Raw genomic sequence first — 23,397 nt, 5'->3', positions numbered from 1 at the left:
CGGCCGCACGCTGGCGGCCCGCCTCGTGCAGCAGGTCGCCGCCGCCCGCCGCCGCGCCACCCCGTCCTGGCGAGCGGCCGCCCGCCCGGTCGCCGACCCCGTCGACGTCGACGTCCTGCTGGTCCGCCGCCCCGGCGAGGTCGACCCCGACCCGCTGGTCGACGATCTGCTGACCGGCACCGCCCGCCCGCGCCGCATCCTGGTCGGCGAGGACGGCGTCCGGCCCGCCCCGGCCCGCCCCTACGACCTGCTGTGGCACGAGGCCCCGCTCGGCCGCGGCCTCACCCGCAACACGCTGCTCACCCGGTCCACCGCCGAGTGGCTCCTCATTCTCGACGGCGGCATGCGCGCGTCGCGGTTCCTCATCGAGCGCTTCCTGGCCGCCGCCGACGGCGTGGACGTCGTGCACTGCCCGGTGGCCGACCCGGTCGAGGGCCTGGTCGGCGCCCTGCCCGCCGAGGAGCGCCGGCTGGGCACCATCCCCTACCTGGGCAGCGGCTACCTGATCCGCCGCCGGTTGATCGACGCGCTCGGCGGCTGGACCGAGGACCCGCTCCTCGACGGCCTCGAGGACCACCTGCTCTGGCGCCGGATCGCCGCCGCCGACCATCCCTCCGCCCTGGTCCAACAGATCCTCATCCGCCGCACGCGCCCCGACCCCGCTCCCCGTCCGGTCGACCTCGACCCCCACCGGGTTTGGGCCCAGGTCGTGTCACACTTGTGAGCCTGGGTTCAGAAAAGCCGGCCCCCACCGGACAACTGCGGGGTGACTCCGCGCGCGGGAGACGAGTTCATGGGTACCGACAGCAAGACTCGCTGGCAAAGCGGTTTAGCGAACGAGCTGGAGCATTGGAGACATTGGCTGGAGGGCGGTCCCGAGGCCTTTGCCGGTTGGGCCTTCAACGACTACGAGTGGAGAACGAGCCCCGACTCGGATTTGCGCCAGCAGCCGCACATCACAAGACACCTGGAGCGGTTCGCACCTCCGGGCGCCGAGGTCACGATTCTTGACGTCGGGGCCGGCCCGCTCACCTGTGTGGGGAAGAAATGGCCGGACCGAACCGTGCGCGTCGTCGCGGTCGACGCACTGGCGGATCAGTACGACAAGCTGTTGGAGCAACTGAACATCACACCCCTGGTCCGCACCAAGGCCGCCGAGGTCGAGCAGCTGACGCGCGTGTTCCCGGCCAACTATTTCGATCTCGTCTACTGCCAGAACGCCTTGGATCACGTGTACGACCCGCTGCGCGGCATCCACCAGATGCTGGAGGTCGTCAAGCCGGAACACGCCGTGGTGCTCATGCACAACGTCAACGAGGGCGAGCGGGAAGAGTATTTCGGGCTGCACCAGTGGAACTTCTGCCGCGAGCAGGATGACTTCGTGATCTGGAATGGCGACGGGCGGACCAGCGTGAACGCGTCATTGGCCGGAATCGCCGAAGTGCGTTTCGAGGACTCGGACCCGAACCTGCTCATCGTGTCGCTCATCAAGAACGGCTAACGCTGTATTTTCTAGCTCGGGCTGTGTTTTCTAGCTCGGGCAAGGCCGCCCTGTCGCCTTCGGCGAGCGGCCTGGGGTTGGGTTGCTTTTGGGGGTTGCGGGCCGGGGTGGGTGGTTGGGTGTCGTGGGTGGTTGGCTGACGACGACAAGGGCAGGGCGAGGAACGAGCCCTGCCCTTGTCGTCGTGTGGCGGCCGCCCTCGCCAACGATTTGTCGACCTCAGCGCAGTTTGACCTTGGCGCACTTTCGAACGGAATGGCTAGGCGCATTCGGGGCGGGGGCGCCACCACAGCGTTAGGACGCGTCCGTTGGGCAGGGGGTGGGATGCACGGGCGGTGAAGCCCGTGGCCTGTGCCGCCCGCGCCATGGCGGCGGGATCCACCGGCGGCGGGAACTCGTCGACCGTTCCGGTCGCGGTGAAGAGCAGGCAGGCGGTGCTGGCGTCGCCGCTGAGACTGTCCTGGAACCGGGTGAGCCAGCGCTGGTGGTCGGCGAGGGTGTTCCCGATCTCGACCGGCCTGATCTGCGCCATCGCCACGCCGTAACCCTTTTTCCGGAGCATGGCGAGCTGAACCGTGCTGGTGTTGAACATCCGGTCGCGGACGCCGAATGCCGTCGTGCCGCCGAGGGCGTTGTTGTCGACGATCTGCTGGGCGGCCCAGTCGCTGGCCGCGGACCATTGCCGCGCGGTCTCGGCGCTGACCGGTTCGCGGGCCTCCGTCGGCGGATCCAGACCCGCATAGATCTGCGCCGTGCCGCGGCCGTCGGTGACCTTCACGCGGCCCACCCCGGGCAGGTCCATGGTCCACACCCCGCCGGTCGGGGCCCTCAGGTCGAGCGCCGGCACGGCGGCGATGAGACCCACCACCGCGGCTACCGCCGGGAGAGCCCGTCGCAGGCGAGGGTGTGCACGGTGCAGCCCCCACACGGCGACGACGACCATCGCCGGTGTCAGCAGCAGGGTGTACCCGTTTCCGTTGGTCCGCGAGGACACGAATGCCGCAAGTCCCTCGGCGACCACCAGCATCACCGGCATTGCCGGCGACGTGACGGCCAGCTCGAGGAACGACCGGGTCCCGTCCGACCGGGCTCGCCGGAGCGCGAGATAGCTCGCCGAGATCAACCCGACGCACAGGACCAGGGTGTGCGGCAGGTACTGCTCGGCCAGAACGGTGTGCAGCCGGGCGAGCCAGGCTGCCGGGTTGAACACACCGGCCGCGGTGCCGTACTCCGCGGACTGCTGGCCGTAGCCGAACTCCGTCAGGTACCGGAAGACCACCGGGCCGCTGGACACCAGCCACGTCGAGGCGACCCCGACGGCGACGGCGAGGGCGACCGCGCAGTGGATGAGGCGTCGGCGCCGATCCGGCCCGACCGTCACCTGCAGGAGCGCCGCCAGCACCAACCCCGGTGCGAAAGCGATGGTCATGGTCCTGGTCAGCGGCATGAGACCGAGAAAGACGCCGAACGCGACGGAGAATCCCGTGCTCGACAGCCGCTCGGAGCGGACAAGGCAGTACAGCGCCGCCATGGCGACCGCCATCGCCGGCACCCCGAAGTGGTATGCGCGGGCCTCGAGAAGCACGCCGGGCGCGGTGGCGATGAGCAGCAGCGCCGGCCAGGCGAGCGCGCGGCCACCGAGTCGGTTCGCCAGTCCATAGGTGAGCAGGACGGTCGCCAGCCCGGCGAACAGCGGCACGGCGAGCGCCACCGTCGGGCCGGTCCCGGTGACGAAGAACTGCAGCGAGGTCAGGGCCGGGACCAGCGGGGCCGAGATACCCGGCCACCACACGGCCGCCACCCATCCGCCGAAGCCGTCGCGAACCGCCGCGTAGTGATCGTTGAGGGCCAGCGACAGGTAGCTGGCCTCGTCGACGTCGACGATCCCGTGCTGGCGGTAGATCGCGACCCAGCGGACGTTGACGGCCAGCCAGACCACCGAGGCGAGCAGGAGCATCCAGGTGTTCGTCCGGATCCGACGGACCGACCGGATGGCGACCGCCATCGTGCACCCCCATGGCGGTGAGCTGGACGAGCACAACATAGCCGCACATCAGGTGTGACAGCGCGCGGCAATCGGGTGAGACTGGTGCCGTGCCGGAACTACCTGAGGTCGAAGCGCTGGCTCATCATCTGCGTGAGCACGCCGTGGGGCGGACGGTCGCGCGGGTGGACGTGGCGTCGTTGAGCGTGCTGAAGACGGCCAGCCCGCCGTGGACGGCGTTGCACGACCGGGAGGTCACCGGGGCCGGGCGCCACGGCAAGTACCTTGACCTGGACTGCGGCGGGCTGCACCTGATCACACACCTGGCCAGGGCCGGGTGGCTGCGCTGGGCGGACACCATGGGAGCGGCGCCGCCGCGGCCGGGCAAGGGCCCGCTGGCCCTGCGGGTGCATCTGGGCCGCCCGGGCGAGGGACCCGGGTTCGACCTCACCGAGGCCGGCACCAAGAAGGGCCTTGCGGTATGGATCGTGTCGGACCCGCGGGAGGTGCCGCAGATCGCCGGCCTCGGGCCGGACGCCCTTTCGCTCACCCGCGACCAGCTGGCCGGGCTGCTCGCCGGGCGCTCCGAACGCCTCAAGACCGCGCTGACCGACCAGAAGCTGATCGCCGGCGTCGGCAACGCCTACTCCGACGAGGTGCTGCACACCGCCAAGCTGTCCCCGTACGCCACCGCCGGCAAGCTGCCCGACGACGCGATCGACCGCCTGCACACCGCGCTGCTGTCGGTGCTCTCCGACGCCGTGACCCGCTCGGTCGGCCAGGACGCCGCCCGTCTCAAGGGCGAGAAGCGCTCCGGCCTGCGGGTGCACGCCCGCACCGGCCTGCCCTGCCCGGTCTGCGGCGACACCGTCCGCGAGGTGTCCTTCGCCGACAAGGCATTCCAGTACTGCCCCACCTGCCAGACCGGCGGCAAACCCCTCGCCGACCGCCGAATGTCCCGGCTGCTCAAGTAGCTCAGCCGGTCAGCAGGACCTCGAGGGTGCGGGGGCCGTGCACGCCCTCGACGCGGTTGAGCTCGATGTCGCTGGTGGCCGACGGGCCGGAGATGAACGTCAGCGGGCGCAGCGGGTCGAGCGTGGCCAGCGCCTCCGGGACGGTGCCGACGATCTGCTCGGTGCGCACCACGCAGAGGTGGTAGTCGGGGATCAGGGTCAGGGCGCGGCGGCCCTGCTCGGGTCCGGCGTCCAGGACGATGGTGCCGGTCTCGGCGATGGCGAGGGCGCAGCCGGTGAGGACGCCGGCGGCCTCGTCGAGGGTGGCCACGGGCAGGGGGGTGTCCTCGTCGTCGACGTGCCAGTCGATGCCGGGCACGCACCACGAGGCGGGCACGTCGGGTGGGACGACCATGGGGCTGGCGCCGCGCAGGCGCAGCACCTCGGTGATGGTGGCGGGCAGGTCGGGGGTGGCGACGCGGCGGACGCCGGCGCGGTAGTCGGCGACCCGGGCGGCGAACAGGCCGGGCAGGTCGTCGATGGGCCGGCTGAGGTCGTAGTCGCGGGGGATCTCCTTGGCGGCCGGGCGGTCGGCGAGGGCGCGGCGGATGCGGCCGAGGATCTCGGTGCGGGGGTCAGCCACGGGTCCTCCTCCACCAGGCGCGGAACGACTCGCGGGGCGGGACGGGGGCGTCGCGGCTGTCCGTCCACTTGGAACCCGGCCAGGGCAGGTGGGTGATGCGGCCGCCCCGGCCGAGCAGCCGGGCCAGCGAGCCGGCCTTCTGCGCGGCCTCGTAGCGGCGCGGGTTGCCGAGGATCCAGGCGAGCGTGGCCATCCCGGCGGCCTCGGGGGTGCGTTTCCCCTTGGCGGCAACGGTTTTCGCGCGCAAGTGGACCAGCACCGACGGGATGTCGATGCGCACGGGACAGACCTCGAAGCAGGCGCCGCACAGGGAGGAGGCGTAGGGCAGCGACGCGGCCTGCTTGTCGTGCGGGTCGTCGACCAGCATCGGGGTGAGGATCGCGCCGATCGGGCCCGGGTAGACCGAGCCGTAGGCGGCGCCGCCGGTGCGCTCGTAGACCGGGCAGACGTTGAGGCAGGCCGAGCACCGGATGCAGCGCAGGGCCGAGCGCCCGACCGGGTCGGCCAACGTGGCGGTGCGGCCGTTGTCAAGCAGCACCAGGTGGAACTCGCGGGGGCCGTCGCCGGGGGTGACGCCGGTCCACACCGAGGTGTACGGGTTCATCCGCTCCGCGGTCGACGAGCGGGGCAGCAGCTGCAGGAAGACCTCGAGGTCGCGCCAGGTTGGCACGATCTTCTCAAGGCCCAGCACGGTGATCAGGACCTCGGGGAGGGTGACGCACATGCGCCCGTTGCCCTCGGACTCCACCACGACGACCGATCCGGTGTCGGCGACGGCGAAGTTGGCGCCGGAGACGGCGACCCTGGCGGAGAGGAACTTGCGGCGCAGGTGCAACCGGGCCGCCTCGGCCAGCGCGCCGGGGGCGTCGGTCAGGTCGGCCGGCGCGTCGGGCATGGCGCGGGCGAAGATCTCGCGGATCTCGGAGCGGTTGCGGTGGATGGCCGGCACTAGGATGTGCGACTGGCGGTCCTGTCCCAATTGGACGATCAGCTCGGCGAGGTCGGTCTCTACCACGCCGATGCCGCCCGCCGCCAGCGCCTCGTTCAGGCCGATCTCCGCGGTGGCCATGGACTTCACCTTGACCACCTCGTCGGCGCCGGCGAGCCGGGTAAGGCGCAGCACGATCTCGTTGGCCTCGTCGGCATCGCGGGCCCAGTGCACGACGCCGCCGTGCGCCCGGACCGCGCTCTCCAGCCGCTCGGCGTATGTGTCCAAATTGGACAGCACGTCGTCCTTGATCGCCTCGCCGGCCCGGCGCAGCCGCTCCCAGTCGGGCAGCTCGGCGACCGCGGCGGCCCGCTTGGTGCGGATCGTGTGCGTGGCGTGCCTGAGGTTGCGGCGCAGCTGGGGATCGCGCAGCGCCTCGGCGGCGGCCCTCGGGAACGTCGGCGTGCCCAGCCAGGTCACCGGGTTGCGGGCCATGGGTCCTCCTCCGTGCTGGCCAGGATCTCCGCGAGGTGCACCGCCCGCACACCGGAGCGCAGCCGGGTCAGGCCGCCGCCGATGTGCATCAGGCAGGAGTTGTCGCCGGCCGTGACGAACTCCGCGCCGGTGCCGAGCACGTTCCACATCTTGTCGGTGAGCATGGCGGTGGACGTGTCCGCGTTCTTCACCGCGAACGTCCCGCCGAAGCCGCAGCAGGACTCGGCCTCGTCCAGCTCGATCAGCTCCAGCCCGCGCACGCACTCCAGCAGCCGCACCGGGCGATCGCCGACGCCGAGCATGCGCAGCGAGTGGCAGGTGGGGTGGTAGGTCACCCGGTGCGGGAAGTACGCGCCCACGTCGATCACGCCGAGCACGTCGACGAGGAACTCGGTCAGCTCGTAGACGGGCAGGGATCCCAGGCCCAGCTTGGGATGGATCTCCCTGACCATGCCGACGCACGAGCCGGACGGCGCGACCACCGCGTCGTAGCCGTCGAAGGCCCTGGCCAGCGCCGCCGCCATGGGCACGGCGTGATCCCGGTAGCCGGTGTTGAAGTGCATCTGACCGCAGCAGATCGCGTCCAGCGGGAAGTCGACCGTACAGCCGAGCCGCTCCAGCAGCCGCACCACCGCCCTCGCGGTGTCCGGGTAGAACGTGTCGGTCAGGCAGGTCGGGAAGAGCGCCACGCGTGTTGTCTTGGCGACCACGATCAGTACCGTATCCCGGTGACCCTTGCTCCTTCGCTGTCGACAACCGAGCATTGACGCGTGGCCGACCTGCTGAACGAGCGAGCCGTGGTGGGCGCGGTGGCGCTGCTCCTCGTGCTCGCGGCCTTCCTGTTCCTGGTGCGGAACAGGAAGTCCGACGGTTCGGTGGCCGACGCCGTGCTCGACGCGGTGCAGCGGCTTTCCAAGGCGGCGCCCGAGCTGCGTAACGGGCTCACCGAGCAGGCGGCCGACCAGGCCACGAAGCACCTGGTGGAGATGCTCAAATGCGTCGCCATCGGCATCACCGACTCGTCCGGCCGGCTGCTGTCCTGGGACGGTGGCGCCAACGAGCACTACGAGGACCTCACCGGCGCCATCGACGTCGCGCTGAGCAAGGGGCATCGGGAGCACATCAACCACACCGACCTGCCGTGCGACCACAGGGGACGCTGCCCGATGCGAACCGCGGTGATCGTGCCGCTGATCATCGACGGTGAGGTCGAGGGCACGCTCATCGTGGTCGGCGGCGTCAACAGCAAGCGGTTGATCCGGGCCGCCGACGAGGTCGCCCAGTTCATCTGCATCCAGCTGGAGCTGGCCAAGCTCGACGAGTCCAAGCAGCAACTGGCCCGCGCCGAGCTGCGGATGCTGCGGGCGCAGATCTCCCCGCACTTCCTGTACAACGCGCTCAACGCGATCTCCTCGCTGATCCGCACCGACCCCGAGCAGGCAAGGGACCTGTTGCAGGAGTTCGCCGACTTCACCCGCTACTCGTTCCGCTCGTCGGGGCTGTTCACCACGCTGGCCGAGGAGCTGCGCAACATCGACCGGTACCTGACCATCCAGAGCCAGCGCTACCAGGAGCGGCTCAACGTGCGCATCAAGATCGCGCCAGAGGTGCTCAACGTGGTGGTGCCGTTCCTCGTGCTGCAGCCGTTGGTGGAGAACGCGGTGCAGCACGGCATCCAGCCCAAGCCGGGCGGCGGCACGGTCACGGTCATCGCGCAGGACAACGGAAACGAGGCGTTGATCAGCGTGGAGGACGACGGGGTCGGCATGGACGCCGACCGGTTGTTCGCCGACCTGCGCGACGCGCACAAGACCGGCGCGCACGTCGGCCTCGGCAACATCAACCAGCGGATGCGGTCGGTGTTCGGCGACGAGTACGCCCTGATGGTGGAGACCGCACCGGGCGCGGGGATGAAGGTGATCCTGCGGGTGCCGAAGTTCTTCCCCGGCGTGCGGCCCGATCTGCCGGAGTACTCCCCGTCGGCCGACGACGCCGAGGAGCCGGGGGCGCTCGCCACCAGGGCCGACACGTAGGGTGAACGGCATGAGCGGAGCTTGCGGAGCGAATCGTCGATACCGTCCCGCCGCCGAGGGACGAGGCGGCGGGACGGCCATCACCGAAGCTTGCGAGGTGCACCAGTGAGCGTCACCGACAAGCTGGTCTCCAGGCTGCCGAAGATCGGCGACCGAACCGGGCACGCACCCGTGGTCGCCGTGGTCAAGCTGCACGGCGTGATCACCCCGACGCCGTCTCCGCTCGGCCGGGGCACGATCAACATCAACACCGTGGAGTCGGCGCTGAACCGGGCGTTCGACCACGACCGGCTGGCCGCGGTGGCGCTGGCGATCAACTCACCTGGCGGCGCCCCGACCCAGTCCGCGCTGGTGGCCGAGCGGATCCGGCTCCTTGCCGGGCGCAAGAAGGTCCACGTGCTGGCCTTCTGCGAGGACGTGGCCGCGTCCGGCGGCTACTGGCTGGCCTGCGCGGCCGACGAGATCTACGCGCATCCGTCCTCGCTGGTCGGCTCGATCGGCGTGGTCTCGGCCGGCTTCGGGCTGACCGGGCTGCTCGAGCGGATCGGCGTCGAGCGGCGGGTGTACACCGCGGGCAGCAACAAGATGCGGCTCGACCCGTTCCGGCCGGAGAAGGCCGAGGACGTGGCCTGGCTGGCGGGCCTGCAGAACCAGCTGCACGACCAGTTCGCCGGCTGGGTGCGCAAGCGCCGCGGGGACAAGCTGGACTCCGACCACGAGGACCTGTTCTCCGGTGAGGTGTGGACCGGCGCGCGGGCGGCCGAGCTCGGGCTGGTCGACGGGCTGGGCAACCTGCGCGAGGTGATCGCCGAGAAGTACCCGGGCGCCGAGATCAGCGTGGCCGAGCCCAAGCGCCCGCTGCTGGCCCGGCTCGGCATGGCCGGTGCGGCCGGTTTCGGGCTGTCCGGCGCCGACCGGATGCTGGCGGCCGTGGAGGCCCTCGAGACCCGGGCCGCGTGGTCGCGGTTCGGCCTGTAGTCGGCTTCACCCGGCTGTGTGGCCCCCGAACTGACCATAGACAGGCGCCCGTCGCGCTCGGCAGGATTCTTCTCACCGTGAGTACCGCACATACCACCCGTGGTCTCGTCGTTCTCGCCGTCGACGACGAGAAGGACGGCATGGACGTCCTCGACGAGCGCCTGAGCAACAACCGCCACGTGCGGCGGATCATCAAGGCGTTCGACGCGACCGGGGCGCTGCGCGTCCTGAGCGGCGACGACGACGAGCTGGCCGAGCGCCGCCAGCAGGGCCTGCCGATCGTGGATGCGGTCTTCTCCGACCTGAAGATGCCCGGGCTGACCGGCATGGAGATGGCCAAGGTGCTCACCGGGTTCAAGCCGTCGCCCGTGCTGGTGTTCGTCACCGGGCACGGCGAGGGGGAGCACGCGGTCGAGGCGTTCGAGCTCGGCGCGGTCGACTTCATCCCCAAGCCCTGCGACCAGTCGCGGATGGACCGGGCGATCCAGCGGGTGCTGTCCAAGCTGCGCGGCGACGGGCTGATCGGGGAGGCCACCGCCGTGGCCGAGCCGAGCGAGGACGAGGTGATCCCGGTCGAGCTGGCCGGCACCACGAAGCTGATCCCGCGCTCGACCGTGCGCTGGGTGGAGGCGCAGGGCGACTACGCGCGGCTGTTCACCGCGGAGGGCTCGCACCTGGTGCGGATCCCCTTGGCGCAGCTCGAGGAGCGCTGGGAGAAGCACGGGTTCGTCCGAATCCACCGGTCCTACCTGGTGCCGGTCAACCTGATCACCGAGCTGCAGCTGGGCGGCAACGGCTACCACGTGATCATCGGCAACGGCGAGCGCAAGCTCCCGGTCAGCCGCCGGCACACCCGCGAGCTCAAGGACCGGATCACCCGGCGCGGAGTGGGGTTGTGAGCAGGCACGCGGCCGGGCCGGGCAAGCACGAGCAGCAGCCGAAGTACGTCGAGCCGCCGACCAAGCCGCGGCGCAAGCGGGTGGTGCTCGCCGACTCGCGCGCGCCGGTGACCGTGCTGCGCACCGTGGTCGAGCTGGAGGAGCAGACCAGCTACGGCGAGGAGCTGGTGCGCCAGTTCATCCGCATCCAGCTGCGCACGGCGGTGCGGATGTGGGGGTCGGTGGTGCTGGTGCTGGCCAGCCTGCCGGCGCTGTTCCACTTCCTGCCGCACCTGTCCGAGGTGACCCTGACCGGGGTTCGGCTGCCCTGGCTGGTGTTGGGCATCGCCCCGTTTCCCCTGTTGTTCGGCGTCGGCTATTGGTACAACGTCCGGGCCGAGCGCAACGAGCGCGATTTCGTCGACATGGTCGAGAAGTAAGGTTCTCGGCAAGCACTACGAGCTGGGAACCGCACCGTGGAAGTGAACCTGTGGGCCGTCGCGACCGTCATGCTGGTCGCGGTCGCCACCTTCTACATCGGTTACCGCAGCTCACGGCTGGCCAGCACCACACCTGACTTCCTGGTCGCCCGCCGGGCCATCCGGTCCAGCCGCAACGCCGCCGCGGTGTCCGGCGAGTACCTGTCCGCCGCGTCCTTCCTCGGCGTGGCCGGGCTGGTGCTCAAGGACGGGGTGGACGCGCTCTGGTACCCGATCGGGTTCACCGCCGGATACCTGGCCCTGATGGTGTTCGTCGCCGCGCCGCTGCGCCGGTCCGGCGCCTACACGCTGCCCGACTTCTGCGAGGCCCGGCTGGGCTCGCGCGGCCTGCGCGGGCTGTCCACCGCGTTCGTGGTGTTCATCGGCATGCTCTACCTGGTGCCGCAGCTGCAGGGCGCGGGCCTGTCGATCACCCGGATCCTGCCGTTCCCGCACTGGGTGGGCGCGTTGATCGTGGCCGGGGTCGTCGTGGTCAACGTGTTCGGCGGCGGCATGCGCGCGATCACCATCGTGCAGGCGTTCCAGTACTGGCTGAAGCTGTTCGCCATCGCCGCGCCCACGTTCGTCATGTGCGCGCTGTTCATCGGCGACGGCGGCATCAGCAGCTCGGCGACCACGGGGCTGACCGAGCCGTACCCGCCGACGTTCACCAGCGCCACCAAGATCGACGTGCGGACCCCGGTGATCCTGCAGGTCAAGGAGCACACCTGGCTGTTCGCCGAGGGCGTGGTCGACGACGGGCCGGCGCAGGGCTCGACGTTCTGGGCGCCAGGGGACCACAAGGTGGGCGCCGGCACCCAGCTGCACTTCTTCCAGGGCTCGGCGGTGCCGGTGGTGGCCGGCGCGCCGGCGGACAACGAGAGCTGGCTGAGACCGGTGGCCGGGACGTCGGACCTGTTCCTGACGTACTCGCTGATCCTGGCCACGTTCCTGGGCACGATGGGCCTGCCGCACGTGCTGGTTCGCTTCTACACCAACCCGGACGGCCGGGCGGCCCGGCGGACCACGCTGCACGTGCTGCTGCTGCTGTCGCTGTTCTACCTGTTCCCGATGCTGGTCGGCGCGCTGTCCCGGCTGTACACCCCCGAGCTGCTGGTCACCGGCCAGACCGACCTCGCGGTGCTGGCGCTGCCGACCAAGATCGCACCGGGGGTGCTCGGCGAGATCCTGGCCGCGGTCACCACCGCCGGCGCGTTCGCCGCGTTCCTGTCCACGTCCTCCGGGCTGGTGGTGAGCGTGGCCGGGGTGCTGTCCACCGACGTGCTTCCCGGGCGGGTGCGTGACTTCAAGTTCGCCACCGCGATCGCCGGGGGCGTGCCGCTCGCGCTGGCCATCGTGCTGCGGCCGAGCGACATCTCGCTCACCGTCGGCCTGGTGTTCGCGCTGGCCGCGTCCACGTTCTGCCCGATCCTGCTGCTCGGCATCTGGTGGCGGCGGCTCACCTGGGTGGGCGCCGCGGCCGGCATGGTGGTCGGCGGCGTGCTGGTGCTCAGCGCCCTTGTGGTGCACACGATCAGCGGCTACACCGGCGGCTGGGCCTCGCCGCTTTTCGCCCAGCCGGCGATCATCACCGTGCCGGTGGCCTTCCTCACGGTGATCCTGGCCAGCCTGGCCACCCAGCGCACCATGCCCGCCGACGTCAACCGCATCCGGCTGCGCATGCACGCCCCCGACCGCCTCGGCTTCATCCGCGACCGCGACATCGCCCGGTTCGGCACGGCCGAGGAACGGGCGCGTCTGGCCAACGGGAGACACCGCCAGTGAGGGTCATTCAAACGCCGACTAGCGACGGCGGGCCACCGGGCGGTGTCGCTTCCGACTAGCGAGGGTAAGCCGGAGGCCTGCCCGAGCGGTCGGCCCGACGACCACAGCAGTACGCAACCACCGCCGCAGTTTTGAATGGCCCTCACCTTGAAGACACACAGTAGAGCGGCTCACGCTTTCGTATGAGTGCGGACCACCCTAGTGTTCCCCTACGAGCAGCTTCGGGTGCATGGGAGCACGGATGTCGGCGACGGTCTTGGGCGTGGCCCGGCACATCGCCGAGCAGCTCAAGGACGGGCTCTCCGGCCAGCGGGTGCGCACCGCGGCCAGGGGCGTGCGGCGGCTGCTGAACGCCGACGCGGTCGGGCTCGCCGATCTGTCCGGGTCCACGGTCTGGGCCGGCTCGCCGCCCGTCGAGGCCGCCGAGCTGGTCAAGCAGGTGCTGCACACCGAGACGCGTACCGGGCGCCCGCCGCTGGTCGCCGTCCCGCTGCACGTCCAGGACGAGCTGGCCGGGGTGCTGGTGGTGTCCGGCGACGTCAAGCGGGGCACCGTCCGGGAGGCCGCGGACTGGATCGTCGAGGCGCTCGAGCGGGCCCGGCTGGAGGCCTCCGCCGAGCAGGCCGCCCAGGCGGAGCTGCGGGCGCTGCGGGCGGAGATCTCCCCGCATTTCGTGTACAACGCGCTGACCGTGATCGCCTCGCTGGTGCGCTCCGAGCCGGACCGGGCAAGGGAGCTGATGCTCGACTTCGCCGACTACATCCGGTACAGCCTGGCCCGGCACGGCGAGTACACCACCGTGGCCGACGAGTTCCACGCCATCGAGACGTACCTGGCCCTGCAGCGGGCCGTGCTCGGCGAGCGGCTGCGGGTGCTGGTGCGGGTCGCGCCCGAGGTGCTGGCCGTCGCGCTGCCGTACCTGGTGCTCCAGCCGCTGGTGGAGAACGCGGTGCGGCACGGCATCGAGCCGCGCGCCGGGACCGGCCTCGTGCAGGTGCGCGGCGAGGCGGAGGGCAACGACTGCGTGATCAGCGTGGAGGACGACGGGGTGGGCATGGATCCGGTGCTGGCCGAGGCGATCCTGGCCGGGCGCGGCGGCTCGGACAGCGTCGGGCTGGCCAACGTGGACCGGCGGCTGCGCAATGTGTACGGCCCGTGGTACGGGCTCGTCGTGGAGACCGCCGAGCGCGCGGGCACCCGGGTCGTGGTGCGGATTCCCAGGTTCCAGCCGGGAGTGATGCCGGGATGAGCGGTCTCAAGGTGCTTGCGGTGGACGACGTGCCACCGGCGCTCAACGAGCTGTGCACGCTGTTGCGCGAGGCGCCCGAGGTCGCCGAGGTGGCCGGCGCGGGCGACGCGCTCAGCGCGCTGCGCATGATCCAGAGCGGCCGGTTCGACGCGGTGTTCCTGGACGTGGCCATGCCGGGGCTGGACGGTTTGGAGCTGGCCTCGCTGCTGGCAAAGCTGACCGACCCGCCGGTGATCGTGTTCGTCACCGCCTACGAGCAGCACGCCGTGGCCGCGTACGGCATCGGCGCGGTCGACTACCTGCTCAAGCCGGTGCGGGCCGAGCGCCTGGCCGACGCGCTGGCCAGGGTGCTGCGCGTGGCGCCCGGCGGGGCGGCCGATGCCTCCGACGAGGCCGCGGCGCCGCTGCCCGACGCGATGGCCGCGCTGCCGGTCGAGAGCGCGGGGCGGACCCGGTACGTGCGCCGCAACGAGGTGCACTACGTCGAGGCGCACGGCGACTACGTGCGGCTGTACACGCACTCCGGCGTGCACCTGGTGCGGATGCCGATCTCCCGGCTGGAGGAGTACTGGGAGGCGGCCGGGTTCGTCCGGGTGCACCGCAGCTTCCTGGTGGCGCTCGGCGCGGTGCGGGAGCTGCGCAGCGACTCGGTCGGCGGGCTGCTCGCGCACACCGACCTCGGCGACGTCCCGGTCAGCCGCCGGCACGCCAGGGAGCTGCGCGAGCGGCTGCTGCAGGCGGCCCGGCGCGGCCAGCTCGACCGGACCGGGCGGCCGTAGTGCCCAACCGGCGAGTGGCGGTGATGAGCCCGCAGACCCGGCACGCGCACACCCGGCGCCGGCTGCGCGGCCGCTGGCGGGTGCCCAAGCTCGACGCCGCCGACGCCGAGCGGGCCCTTGCGCTCTACCGGGCCCAGCGCCGCAGGGCGATCGCCCCGCTGGTGCTGCTGTTCGCCGGCATGCTCGGCCTCCCGGTGCTCTTCGCCGCCCTCCCCGCCCTCGACGACGCCCGCCTGCTCGGCATCCCCGCCTCCTGGCTGGCCCTCGCCGTCCTGCCCTACCCCGGCCTGGTCCTGCTGGCCCGCTGGCACCTGCGCCGAGCCGAGCGGATCGAGGACCGGCAATGACCACCCACAAACCCCGGCGTGTCCCGCGCTCAGGCAGTCGTGTTCCGCGTCCAGACAGCCGTGTCTCGCCTCGGAGTAGCCATGACGCGCGCTCACGGAGCGGATTTCGCCGCACTTCCACCACTCAGCCCCCACCCCGTTGGGTGGGGGGAGGTTCGTGGGCTCGTGGCCCAGTCTATCGGCGAGTGCGGCAGCGGGACCGCGAATGATCTTGGCTGTGGACAGGCGGACATCTGTGGACAGGTGCCGCCTTGTCGGCGGTGGGCGCCCGCGGCGCGGGCGAGGTTGTGGTAAACGGTGATCTTCGCGTTCGCGGTGGCGCCGGTGGTGCTGGTGACGCTGCTGATCGGGCTGCGCGGGGTGGCGGCCATGCGGACCACGTCGGACTTCCTGGTGGCCTCGCGGCGGGTGTCGCCGCTGCTGAACTCGGCGGCGGTGTCGGGGGAGTACCTGTCGGCGGCGTCGTTCCTCGGCGTGGCCGGGCTGGTGGTCAAGGACGGGGTCGGCGCGCTGTGGTACCCGGTGGGGTTCACCGCCGGGTACATCGCGATGCTCGTGCTGGTGGCCGCGCCGATGCGGCGCTCGGGTGCGCTGACCGTGCCGGACTTCGCCGAGGCCCGGCTGGCCTCGCCGGCGCTGCGCCGCGTCGCCGCGGTGGTGATCCTGGTGATCGGCGGGCTGTACCTGGTGCCGCAGTTCCGCACCTCGGGGCTGGTGCTCAGCGTGGTCAGCGGCACGCCGTACTGGGTCGGCGTGGTGATCGCCGGCGCCGGCGTGGCGATCACGCTGGCGCTGGGCGGAATGCGCGCGGCCACCTACGTGCAGGCGTTCCAGTTCGTCCTCAAGCTGGTGCTGTTCATCGTGCCCGCGGTGTGGCTGCTGGTGGCGGTCGGGCCGGCGGTGCGCAGCGACGCCGTGCATCCGGTGGAGTTCACCCGGTTCGAGCGGGACACCCCGGTGACGTTCCGGGTGGGCGTCACGATGGACGTGTCCGAGCCGACCTCCGTGCGCACCGACGGCGGACCGGCCGTGCTCGCCCCCGGGCCGTGGCAGGTCGCCGCGGGCACCCGGGTGATCTTCCCGGCCGGCGCGTCGGTGCCCGAGGTCCGCGGTGAGCCGCTGCCCGGCGGGTCCGGCTGGCAGCGGCCGCTGCTTGACCTGCAGAACGCCGGCTACCCGCTGCTGGGCACGTGGGCGCTGCTGGTGTCGCTGATGCTGGGCACGATGGGGCTGCCGCACGTCCTGATGCGCTTCCACACCAGCCCGGACGGCCGCTCGGCGCGGCGCACCGCGGCGCTGACCGTGGGCCTGCTGAGCATGTTCTACCTGTTCCCGGGGATCTACGGGGTGCTGGCCAGGGTCCTGGTGCCGCACCTGTACCTGTCCGGGGCCACCGACACCGCCGTGGTCGCCATGCCGGCCCAGGTCGACGCCGGCGTGGCCGGGACCGCGTTCACCGGCCTGCTGACCGCGGGCGCGTTCGCGGCGTTCCTGGCCACCTCGCTCGGCCTTGTGCTGGTGGTGTCCGGGGCGATCGCCTACGACCTGCTGCCCGGCGGCCTCGGCGCGCTGCGGATCGCGGTGTTCGGCGCGTCGACGGTGGTGGTGCTGCTCGCCCTCGTGGCCATCCGGTTGGACGCCGGCGTGCTGGTCACCTGGGGCTTCACCGTGGCCGCGTCGACCTTCTGCCCGCTGCTGGTGCTCGGCATCTGGTGGTCGCGGCTGACCGTGGCCGGGGCGATGTGCGGCGTGCTGGCCGGGTTGCTCGGCTCGGCCGGGGCGATCGCCGCGACGCTGTTCGGTCCGCCGCTGTCCGGCTGGCCGGCCATCCTGGTCGCGCAGCCGGCCCCGTGGACCGTGCCGCTGGCGTTCGGCACGATGATCATCGTGTCGCTGCGCGGGCGGCCGCCGGCCTGGGCGGCGGCCGCGATGCTGCGGCTGCACCTCAACGAGGACCGCGCGGCGTCCGGCGGGCCGGCCGCCCTGCGTGACCTGCGCCACTCGACCCGATCAACACGCCGTTCGTCGACCGTTCGTCGCAGCCTGGGGCGGTTGGTCCGCTGACGATTTCGGTGCCCGCGGCGGGTTCTTAACTTGACTCAAGTTACCCACGCATTGCGGGAGGTGTTCGTGAGCACCACAGAACAGACCCGGGGACCGGACTGGTCCGCCGTCGAGCAGAGCGCGGACTTCGCCGTGCTCCGCCGCAGGTTGCGCGGCTTCGTCTTCCCGATGACGGCCGCGTTCCTGGTCTGGTACCTGCTGTACGTGCTGCTGTCCGACTACGCGCACGGCTTCATGTCCACCAAGGTGTTCGGCAACATCAACATCGGCCTGATCTTCGGGCTGCTGCAGTTCGTCTCCACCTTCGTGATCACCTGGCTGTACGTGCGGTACGCGAACCGGAAGCTCGACCCGATCGCCGACAAGATCCGCGCCGAGATCGAGGGAGGCGCGAAGTGATCAACCTGGCGCAGAGCAGCGGGGCCGAGGCCAACCCGGTGCTCAACATCAGCATCTTTGCGGTCTTCGTGGCGGTCACGCTCTACATCGTGTTCCGGGCCAGCCGGACCTCGAAGACGGCGGTCGACTACTACGCCGCCGGGCACTCGTTCACCGGCGCGCAGAACGGTATCGCGATCTCCGGCGACTACCTGTCCGCGGCGTCGTTCCTGGGCATCGCCGGCGCCATCGCGGTGTTCGGCTACGACGGGTTCCTGTTCTCGATCGGCTTCCTGGTGGCGTGGCTGATCGCCCTGCTGCTGGTGGCCGAGCTGCTGCGGAACACCGGCCGGTACACGCTGGGCGACGTGCTGAGCTTCCGGATGCGGCAGCGCCCGATGCGTGCCGCCGCTTCGGTGTCGACGCTGGCCGTGTCGTTCTTCTACCTGCTGGCCCAGATGGCCGGCGCGGGCGGCCTGGTGGCGCTGCTGCTCGACGTCACCGGCAAGGGCGCGCAGGCGCTGGTGATCGCCGTGGTGGGCATCATCATGATCACGTACGTGGTCATCGGCGGCATGCGCGGCACCACCTGGGTGCAGATCATCAAGGCCACCCTGCTGATCACCGGCGCGCTGGTGATGACCGTGTGGGTGCTCGGCAAGTTCGGCCTCAACCTGTCCAGCCTGCTCGGCGACGCGGTGACCCAGGCGAAGAGCCCGGTGCTCGACCCCGGCCTGCAGTACGGCGCCACCGGAACGTCCAAACTGGACTTCGTGTCGCTGTCGATCGCCCTGGTGCTCGGCACCGCCGGCCTGCCGCACATCCTGATGCGGTTCTACACCGTGCCGTCGGCCAAGGAGGCCCGCCGTTCCGTGGTCTGGGCCATCGCGCTGATCGGCATCTTCTACCTGTTCACGCTCGTGCTCGGCTACGGCGCCGGCGCGCTGGTCGGCAAGAGCGTGATCAACGCCGCGCCCGGCGGGCAGAACTCGGCCGCGCCGCTGCTGGCCTACGAGCTGGGCGGGACCGTGCTGCTCGGCCTGATCTCCGCGGTGGCGTTCGCGACGATCCTCGCCGTGGTGGCCGGCCTGACGATCACCGCGTCGGCGTCGTTCGCTCACGACATCTACGCCAACGTGATCAAGAAGGGCGAGGTGGACGACAAGGCGCAGGAGGTCAGGGTCGCCCGGATCACCGCGTTCGTGATCGGCGCCCTTGCCATCGGCGGCGGGATCCTTGCCCTCGGCCAGAACATCGCGTTCCTGGTGGCGCTGGCGTTCGCGGTCGCCGCGTCGGCCAACCTGCCGACGATCGTGTACTCGCTGTTCTGGAAGCGGTTCAACACCTCGGGCGCGCTGTGGAGCATGTACGGCGGATTGATCATCTGCATCGGATTGATCATCTTCTCGCCGGCCGTGTCCGGTAAGTCGACGTCGATGTTGAAGAACGCCGACTTCGACTTCTTCCCGCTGGCCAACCCGGGCATCGTGTCGATTCCGGCGGCGTTCCTGCTCGGCTGGCTGGGCACCGTCCTGTCCAAGGAGCGCAACGACGCCAAGTACGCCGAGATGGAGGTCCGCGCGCTGACCGGGGCGCACGCCGAGAAGGCGGTCGTGCACTAGCCGCCCCGGAGTGCCTGAAGGGCCCGCACCCGACGGTGTGTGCGGGCCCTTCGGCAGCTCACGCGCGCCGTACCGGGGCCCGTGGCAGCATCGAAACGTGATGCCCCCGAACGTGCCCGCCGTGACGGTGGCCGAGCTGCCGGACGGGGTGACCATGCTCGACGTCCGGGAGGACGACGAGTGGACCGCCGGCCACGCGCCGAACGCCGTGCACATTCCGATGAGCGAGCTGGCCGGCCGGCTCGGCGAGCTGCCCACCGACGGCAGCGTCTACGTCGTCTGCCGCAGCGGCGGGCGCTCCGCAAGGGTCACCGCCTACCTCAACGCCAACGGGTGGGACGCGGCCAACGTGGACGGCGGCATGCGGGCCTGGCACGCCGCCGGACGACCGATGGTCAGCGAGCTTCCGGGCGCCGAGCCGGAGGTCATCTGACCCATGCACCCGCACGAGCCGCGTCCCCGTTGGGTGGCCACCACGCCACCCCGCCCGGTGCCGCCCGTGCGGGTGCGCCGCATGCCCTACCTCGGCCCGCCGTTCTACGCCTCGCCGCCGCGCTGGGGGTTCCCGCCGCTGGCCTGGCGCTGGCCGACGTCCGTGCCGGGCACCCGCACCCGGGTGCCGGTCAGCGTGGACCGGGTCCGGGCGCTGGCCAGGCAGGCCGCCGTCGCGCTCTGGATGATGGCCGCGGTGGCGGTGTTCGCCGCGGCCGCCGAGGTGTGGCGGTACGTGCTGCTGGTGCAGAGCCGCACCGGGGCGCTGTCCCGCAGCGTCGTCACCACCTCCGACGCCCTCGTGGTGGCCGGGGCCGTGCTGGCCATCGGGATGGGCCTGCTCGCGCTCGGCCTGACCCTGTGGTGGCTGATCCAGGCCCGCGGCGCCGCCACCGACCTCGGTGGCCACGAGCCGGCCCGGCCGGACTGGCAGGTGCTGGCGTGCCTGGTGATCCCCGGGCTGAACCTGGTGGTGCCCGGGTCGGTGCTGGCCGAGCTGGAGCACGCCGTGCTGCGCCGCCCGGTCACCGACCGCCCAAGGCCCGGCCGCCTGATCGTCTGGTGGTGGGTGACCTGGGCGCTCAGTGGCCTGCTGTTCACCGCCACCCTGCTGTGGCGGCTGCGCTCCGGCGTGCAGGCCCAGGCCGACGGCGTCCTGCTCAACGCCGCGACCTACCTGGCCGCCGCCGCCGTCGCCGCGCTCACCGCGCTGGTCGTGCGCGCGCTGACCGCCCTGCTCGCCCCCATCGACCCGGCCAGCGTCCGCCTCATGCGGGTCATCAAGATCGACGGCGCCCCCGACCCGCCGCTGCGGCCCGGCCGCCCCGCGGGCGCCGTGCGCTGAGATTCCGTTACCGGAATTCCCGGTGCGATCATGTGGACACCCACAGTGACATGGGGAGTCCTCGTGAACACGTACCGCAAGCCGCCGCTCCGCCGTCGCCGCCTCGGCAAGCGGCTGCGCGCCATGCGCGAGCGGGCCGGCCTCACCCTCGAGCAGGCGGCGGCCCGGCTGGATATGAGCCGCTCCGGGGTGTTCCGCCTCGAGACGGGCGCGAGCCGGCCCAACATCCACGTGCTCCGCTCGATGATGGATCTCTACGACCAGTGGGAGGAGGGCCTGCTCGACGCGGCCCGCGACGCGATGAAGCCCCGCTGGTTCACCGCCTACGGCGTCGCGGACATGGGCTACGTCGACGTGGAGACCGAGGCCAGCCGGGTCTCCGAGTACACCTGCCAGCACCTGCCCGGCCTGCTGCAGACCGGGGACTATGCCCGCGCGCTCATCGAAGGCAGCCGGCGACGCCGAACCGCCGAGCAGTTGGAGAGCGAGGTGTCGGTGCGGTTGATCCGCCAGCACCGGCTCACCAACGAGGAGGAGCCGCTCGAGCTGGTCGCGATCATCGACGAGGCGGCCCTGCGCCGCGAGGTCGGCGGCCCGCAGGTGATGCACGCGCAACTGCGGCAACTGATGGAGATGGCGGAGCTGCCCACGGTCCACCTGCAGGTGCTTCCGTTGGAGGCGCAGGCGTACGGCGTCATGGACGGCGCGTTCACGTTGCTCGACTTCCCCGAGCCGGAGGACCAGGCGCTGCTCTACCACGCCTACGTGACCGGGGCGCTGCACATCGAGAACGAGTATGAGGTCCGCGAGGCTAGACTGACGTTCGACCAGCTTCGCTCCGATGCGCTCAACCAGGCGGATTCGGTGGCGCTGATCGAGCGACTGGCTCTGCAGCTCTACGTTCCGGCATGAAAGAGGGCGAGCCACGTGTCCACTGTGGACCTGCAGGGGCTGACCTGGCGCAAGAGCAGCCGCAGCGGAGGGACCGGCACCAACGACAACTGCGTCGAGATCGCCCTCGCCGGCCCCGTCATCGCCGTCCGCGACTCCAAGAACCCCTTCGCCGGCGCCCTGACCTTCCCCGCCACCGCCCTGACGGAGCTGCGCGCTTCCCTGTAGCCACGTTCGAGTGAACCCCTCTAGGGGGTCTTAACCTTGACCTTCAAGTGGCCCTAGCGTAGCTTTGTGGTGTTCAAACCGATGAAGCGGACCAAGGTGGTCTCGGCGCTGCGGTCACACGGATGCGAGCCTCTTCGCAACTCGGGAGGGCATGAGGTGTTCGCGTGTCCCTGCGGGGAGCACACGGCACCGGTACCCCACCACCGCACGATCACCGCCGAGTCGTTCGCAGCATCGGCAAGCAGATGGCATGCCTTCCGGACGGGTGGTTGCGATGAAGACCTATCAGGCCACGGCGCGCCGCGAGGACAGGTGGTGGGTCGTCGAGGTGCATGGCGTCGGAACGACCCAGGGTCGCTCCACGGCCGAGGCTCAGCGCATGGCAACGGATCTCGTGGCGATCATGAAGGAGGTCCCACTCGAGGACGTGCGCGTCGAGATCGAGTTCGAGGTGCCCGGCGATCTCGGCGAGGAGATCAAACGTGCCCGGCAGGAGGCTCGTGAGGCCGAGCAGGCCCAGCGCCGCGCCGCGGAAAAGGTGCGCCGTGCCGTCGGAAACATGTTGAGCAGCGGAATGTCCAAACAGGACGCGGCCCGGATCCTGGGAGTCTCCGCCCAGCGAATCAGCCAACTCACGAGGTCGGCGTGACGGTCACCGGCAGGGTGCGCAGCCCGCGGATGACGAACTCGGGGCGGCGTTGCGGTTCCTCGGCGAGCCGCAGGTCGGGCAGCCTGGTGAGCAATGCGTCCAGGGCGGCGGCGATCTCCACGCGGGCCAGCGGGGCGCCGACGCAGTAGTGGATGCCGGCGCCGAAACCCAGGTGGGGATTGGGGGTTCGGCCGACGTCGAGCCGGTCGGGGTCGGCGAACACCGCGGGGTCGCGGGCCGCGGCGCCGAGCAGGGCGGCGATCTTCTCGCCGGGGCGCACGACGTGCCCGGCGATCGACGTCTCGGCCGTCGCGGTCCGCTCGAACAGCTGCAGCGGGGCGTCGAACCGGATCAGCTCCTCGACCGCGAGCGGCGCCAGGTCCGGGGTGGCGACCAGCCGGTCCCACTGGTCGCGGTGACGCAGCAGCGCCAGCACGCCGTTGCCGATCACGTTGACGGTCGCCTCGTGCCCGGCCATGAGCAGCAGCACCGCGGTGCCGACCAGCTCGTCGTCGGTCAGCCGGTCGCCGCCGTCCCGCACCGCGACCAGGTCGCTGATCAGGTCGTCGCCCGGCTCGACCGCCCGCTTGCCGGCCAGCTCCCGCAGGTACGCCACGAACTCCACGGCCGCCCGCTCCGCCGCGCCGGCGCGCCGGGCCGGCAGGCCGTACTCGTACATCTTCACGATCGCGTTGGACCAGGGCTGCAGTCTCGGCCGGTCGGCTTCCGGCACGCCGAGCAGCTCCCCGATCACCTCGATCGGCAGCGGGGCCGCCAGGTGCTCGAGCAGGTCGGCGGCGCCGTCCGCGGCGATCGCGGCCGCGAGCCCGTCGACCATCCGCCCGGCGAGGTCGCCGACCCACGGCCGCAGCCGCACGGTGTGCCCACGCGCGAACGCCGCCGAGATCAGCCTGCGCAGCCGGGTGTGCCGCGGCGGCTCGCTCTCCAGCAACGAGTTGCGGTGCAACAGGTTGAACGCGGCGAACCGCCCGGCCGGCTCCTTGTCCACCCAGATCCGCCCGAGCGGCCGGGCCCGCAGCAGCTCCGAGCACGCCGCGTGGGACACCGCAACGGCCAGTCCGAGCCCGGGATGCCGGTGCACCTCACCCCGTTCGCGCAGGGCGGCGAACACCGGGTAGGGATCGGCGATGAACCCCGGGTCGCTCGGGTCGAACGGTAAGTCGCTCATAAGCCAAC

23 protein-coding genes and 1 pseudogene are annotated in these 23,397 nt (G+C 71.3%); 19 read left to right on the top strand and 5 right to left on the bottom strand.

What is annotated here, in order from left to right; genetic code table 11:
* A pseudogene (locus VGX25_RS19130) lies at window positions 1–724 on the top strand (glycosyltransferase family A protein); the annotation flags it as partial.
* Between the two features lie 69 nt (window positions 725–793).
* A complete protein-coding gene (locus VGX25_RS19125) occupies window positions 794–1,501 on the top strand; it encodes a class I SAM-dependent methyltransferase (protein ID WP_326919186.1) in 708 nt (235 codons plus the stop codon).
* A 259-nt stretch (window positions 1,502–1,760) separates the two neighbouring features.
* Here the strand turns inward: VGX25_RS19125 and VGX25_RS19120 are convergent, their stop codons facing one another.
* Window positions 1,761–3,506: a glycosyltransferase family 39 protein gene (locus VGX25_RS19120; RefSeq protein WP_326919185.1), complete on the bottom strand. Its 1,746-nt coding sequence runs from the start codon at window positions 3,504–3,506 to the stop codon at window positions 1,761–1,763.
* Between the two features lie 89 nt (window positions 3,507–3,595).
* Here VGX25_RS19120 and VGX25_RS19115 point away from each other — a divergent pair, with 89 nt between their 5' ends.
* Entirely contained in the window at window positions 3,596–4,459 is an 864-nt protein-coding gene (locus tag VGX25_RS19115; protein WP_326919184.1) for an Fpg/Nei family DNA glycosylase, read from the top strand.
* A 1-nt stretch (window position 4,460) separates the two neighbouring features.
* Here the strand turns inward: VGX25_RS19115 and VGX25_RS19110 are convergent, their stop codons facing one another.
* Genes VGX25_RS19110 through VGX25_RS19100 form a run of 3 tightly spaced genes read right to left on the bottom strand, consistent with a single transcriptional unit; the run spans window position 4,461 to window position 7,193 of the window.
* The gene (locus VGX25_RS19110; RefSeq protein ID WP_326919183.1) at window positions 4,461–5,081 is read right to left on the bottom strand and encodes a lactate utilization protein C; all 621 of its coding nucleotides are present in this window, start codon (window positions 5,079–5,081) and stop codon (window positions 4,461–4,463) included.
* The gene (locus VGX25_RS19105; RefSeq protein ID WP_326919182.1) at window positions 5,074–6,504 is read right to left on the bottom strand and encodes a lactate utilization protein B; all 1,431 of its coding nucleotides are present in this window, start codon (window positions 6,502–6,504) and stop codon (window positions 5,074–5,076) included. Before VGX25_RS19105 ends, VGX25_RS19110 begins: the two co-directional genes overlap by 8 nt.
* Entirely contained in the window at window positions 6,486–7,193 is a 708-nt protein-coding gene (locus VGX25_RS19100; protein WP_326919189.1) for a (Fe-S)-binding protein, read from the bottom strand. The genes VGX25_RS19105 and VGX25_RS19100 overlap by 19 nt, the downstream gene beginning before the upstream one ends.
* Before the next feature lie 81 nt (window positions 7,194–7,274).
* On the opposite strand from VGX25_RS19100, the gene VGX25_RS19095 reads away from it, so the two are divergent.
* From VGX25_RS19095 to VGX25_RS19020, 16 genes are all read left to right on the top strand, one after another.
* Window positions 7,275–8,537 (top strand): GAF domain-containing sensor histidine kinase, encoded by a 1,263-nt coding sequence (locus VGX25_RS19095; RefSeq protein ID WP_326919181.1) that lies wholly within the window; start codon window positions 7,275–7,277, stop codon window positions 8,535–8,537.
* A gap of 105 nt (window positions 8,538–8,642) precedes the next feature.
* Window positions 8,643–9,515: a S49 family peptidase gene (locus VGX25_RS19090; protein ID WP_326919180.1), complete on the top strand. Its 873-nt coding sequence runs from the start codon at window positions 8,643–8,645 to the stop codon at window positions 9,513–9,515.
* A 77-nt stretch (window positions 9,516–9,592) separates the two neighbouring features.
* Entirely contained in the window at window positions 9,593–10,414 is an 822-nt protein-coding gene (locus VGX25_RS19085; RefSeq protein WP_326919179.1) for a LytR/AlgR family response regulator transcription factor, read from the top strand.
* A complete protein-coding gene (locus VGX25_RS19080; protein WP_326919178.1) occupies window positions 10,411–10,833 on the top strand; it encodes a hypothetical protein in 423 nt (140 codons plus the stop codon). Before VGX25_RS19085 ends, VGX25_RS19080 begins: the two co-directional genes overlap by 4 nt.
* Before the next feature lie 36 nt (window positions 10,834–10,869).
* The gene (locus tag VGX25_RS19075) at window positions 10,870–12,657 is read left to right on the top strand and encodes a cation acetate symporter (RefSeq protein WP_326919177.1); all 1,788 of its coding nucleotides are present in this window, start codon (window positions 10,870–10,872) and stop codon (window positions 12,655–12,657) included.
* Window positions 12,658–12,886: 229 nt separating this feature from the next.
* Window positions 12,887–13,906: a sensor histidine kinase gene (locus tag VGX25_RS19070; protein ID WP_326919176.1), complete on the top strand. Its 1,020-nt coding sequence runs from the start codon at window positions 12,887–12,889 to the stop codon at window positions 13,904–13,906.
* Entirely contained in the window at window positions 13,903–14,685 is a 783-nt protein-coding gene (locus tag VGX25_RS19065; protein ID WP_326919175.1) for a LytTR family DNA-binding domain-containing protein, read from the top strand. The genes VGX25_RS19070 and VGX25_RS19065 overlap by 4 nt, the downstream gene beginning before the upstream one ends.
* A 23-nt stretch (window positions 14,686–14,708) precedes the next feature.
* Window positions 14,709–15,032, top strand: a complete 324-nt coding sequence (locus tag VGX25_RS19060) for a hypothetical protein (protein WP_326919174.1) — start codon at window positions 14,709–14,711, stop codon at window positions 15,030–15,032.
* Between the two features lie 297 nt (window positions 15,033–15,329).
* On the top strand, window positions 15,330–17,096 hold the full coding sequence (locus VGX25_RS19055) for a cation acetate symporter (protein ID WP_326919173.1): 1,767 nt from the start codon (window positions 15,330–15,332) through the stop codon (window positions 17,094–17,096).
* Between the two features lie 66 nt (window positions 17,097–17,162).
* Complete coding sequence (locus VGX25_RS19050) at window positions 17,163–17,495, top strand: DUF485 domain-containing protein (protein WP_326919172.1); 333 nt, start codon at window positions 17,163–17,165, stop codon at window positions 17,493–17,495.
* A complete protein-coding gene (locus tag VGX25_RS19045) occupies window positions 17,492–19,096 on the top strand; it encodes a cation acetate symporter (RefSeq protein WP_326919171.1) in 1,605 nt (534 codons plus the stop codon). Before VGX25_RS19050 ends, VGX25_RS19045 begins: the two co-directional genes overlap by 4 nt.
* A 100-nt stretch (window positions 19,097–19,196) precedes the next feature.
* Window positions 19,197–19,529 carry a rhodanese-like domain-containing protein gene (locus VGX25_RS19040; protein ID WP_326919188.1) on the top strand — a complete coding sequence of 111 codons (333 nt, stop codon included), beginning with the start codon at window positions 19,197–19,199 and terminating at the stop codon, window positions 19,527–19,529.
* Between the two features lie 3 nt (window positions 19,530–19,532).
* A complete protein-coding gene (locus tag VGX25_RS19035) occupies window positions 19,533–20,432 on the top strand; it encodes a DUF4328 domain-containing protein (RefSeq protein ID WP_326919170.1) in 900 nt (299 codons plus the stop codon).
* 63 nt (window positions 20,433–20,495) lie between these two features.
* Entirely contained in the window at window positions 20,496–21,344 is an 849-nt protein-coding gene (locus VGX25_RS19030; RefSeq protein WP_326919169.1) for a helix-turn-helix transcriptional regulator, read from the top strand.
* A gap of 15 nt (window positions 21,345–21,359) precedes the next feature.
* On the top strand, window positions 21,360–21,551 hold the full coding sequence (locus tag VGX25_RS19025; RefSeq protein ID WP_326919168.1) for a DUF397 domain-containing protein: 192 nt from the start codon (window positions 21,360–21,362) through the stop codon (window positions 21,549–21,551).
* 274 nt (window positions 21,552–21,825) lie between these two features.
* Window positions 21,826–22,200, top strand: a complete 375-nt coding sequence (locus VGX25_RS19020; RefSeq protein WP_326919167.1) for a hypothetical protein — start codon at window positions 21,826–21,828, stop codon at window positions 22,198–22,200.
* Here the strand turns inward: VGX25_RS19020 and VGX25_RS19015 are convergent.
* On the bottom strand, window positions 22,184–23,389 hold the full coding sequence (locus tag VGX25_RS19015) for a cytochrome P450 (protein ID WP_326919166.1): 1,206 nt from the start codon (window positions 23,387–23,389) through the stop codon (window positions 22,184–22,186). The two genes, VGX25_RS19020 and VGX25_RS19015, sit on opposite strands and share 17 nt — an antisense overlap.
* Between the last annotated feature and the right edge of the window lie 8 nt (window positions 23,390–23,397).

The sequence above is a fragment of the Actinophytocola sp. genome, from assembly GCF_035942955.1.
Taxonomy (GTDB): domain Bacteria; phylum Actinomycetota; class Actinomycetes; order Mycobacteriales; family Pseudonocardiaceae; genus DASYTH01.
Note: the sequence above shows the minus strand (reverse complement) of the source record. Positions and strands in the feature narration are given on the sequence as shown.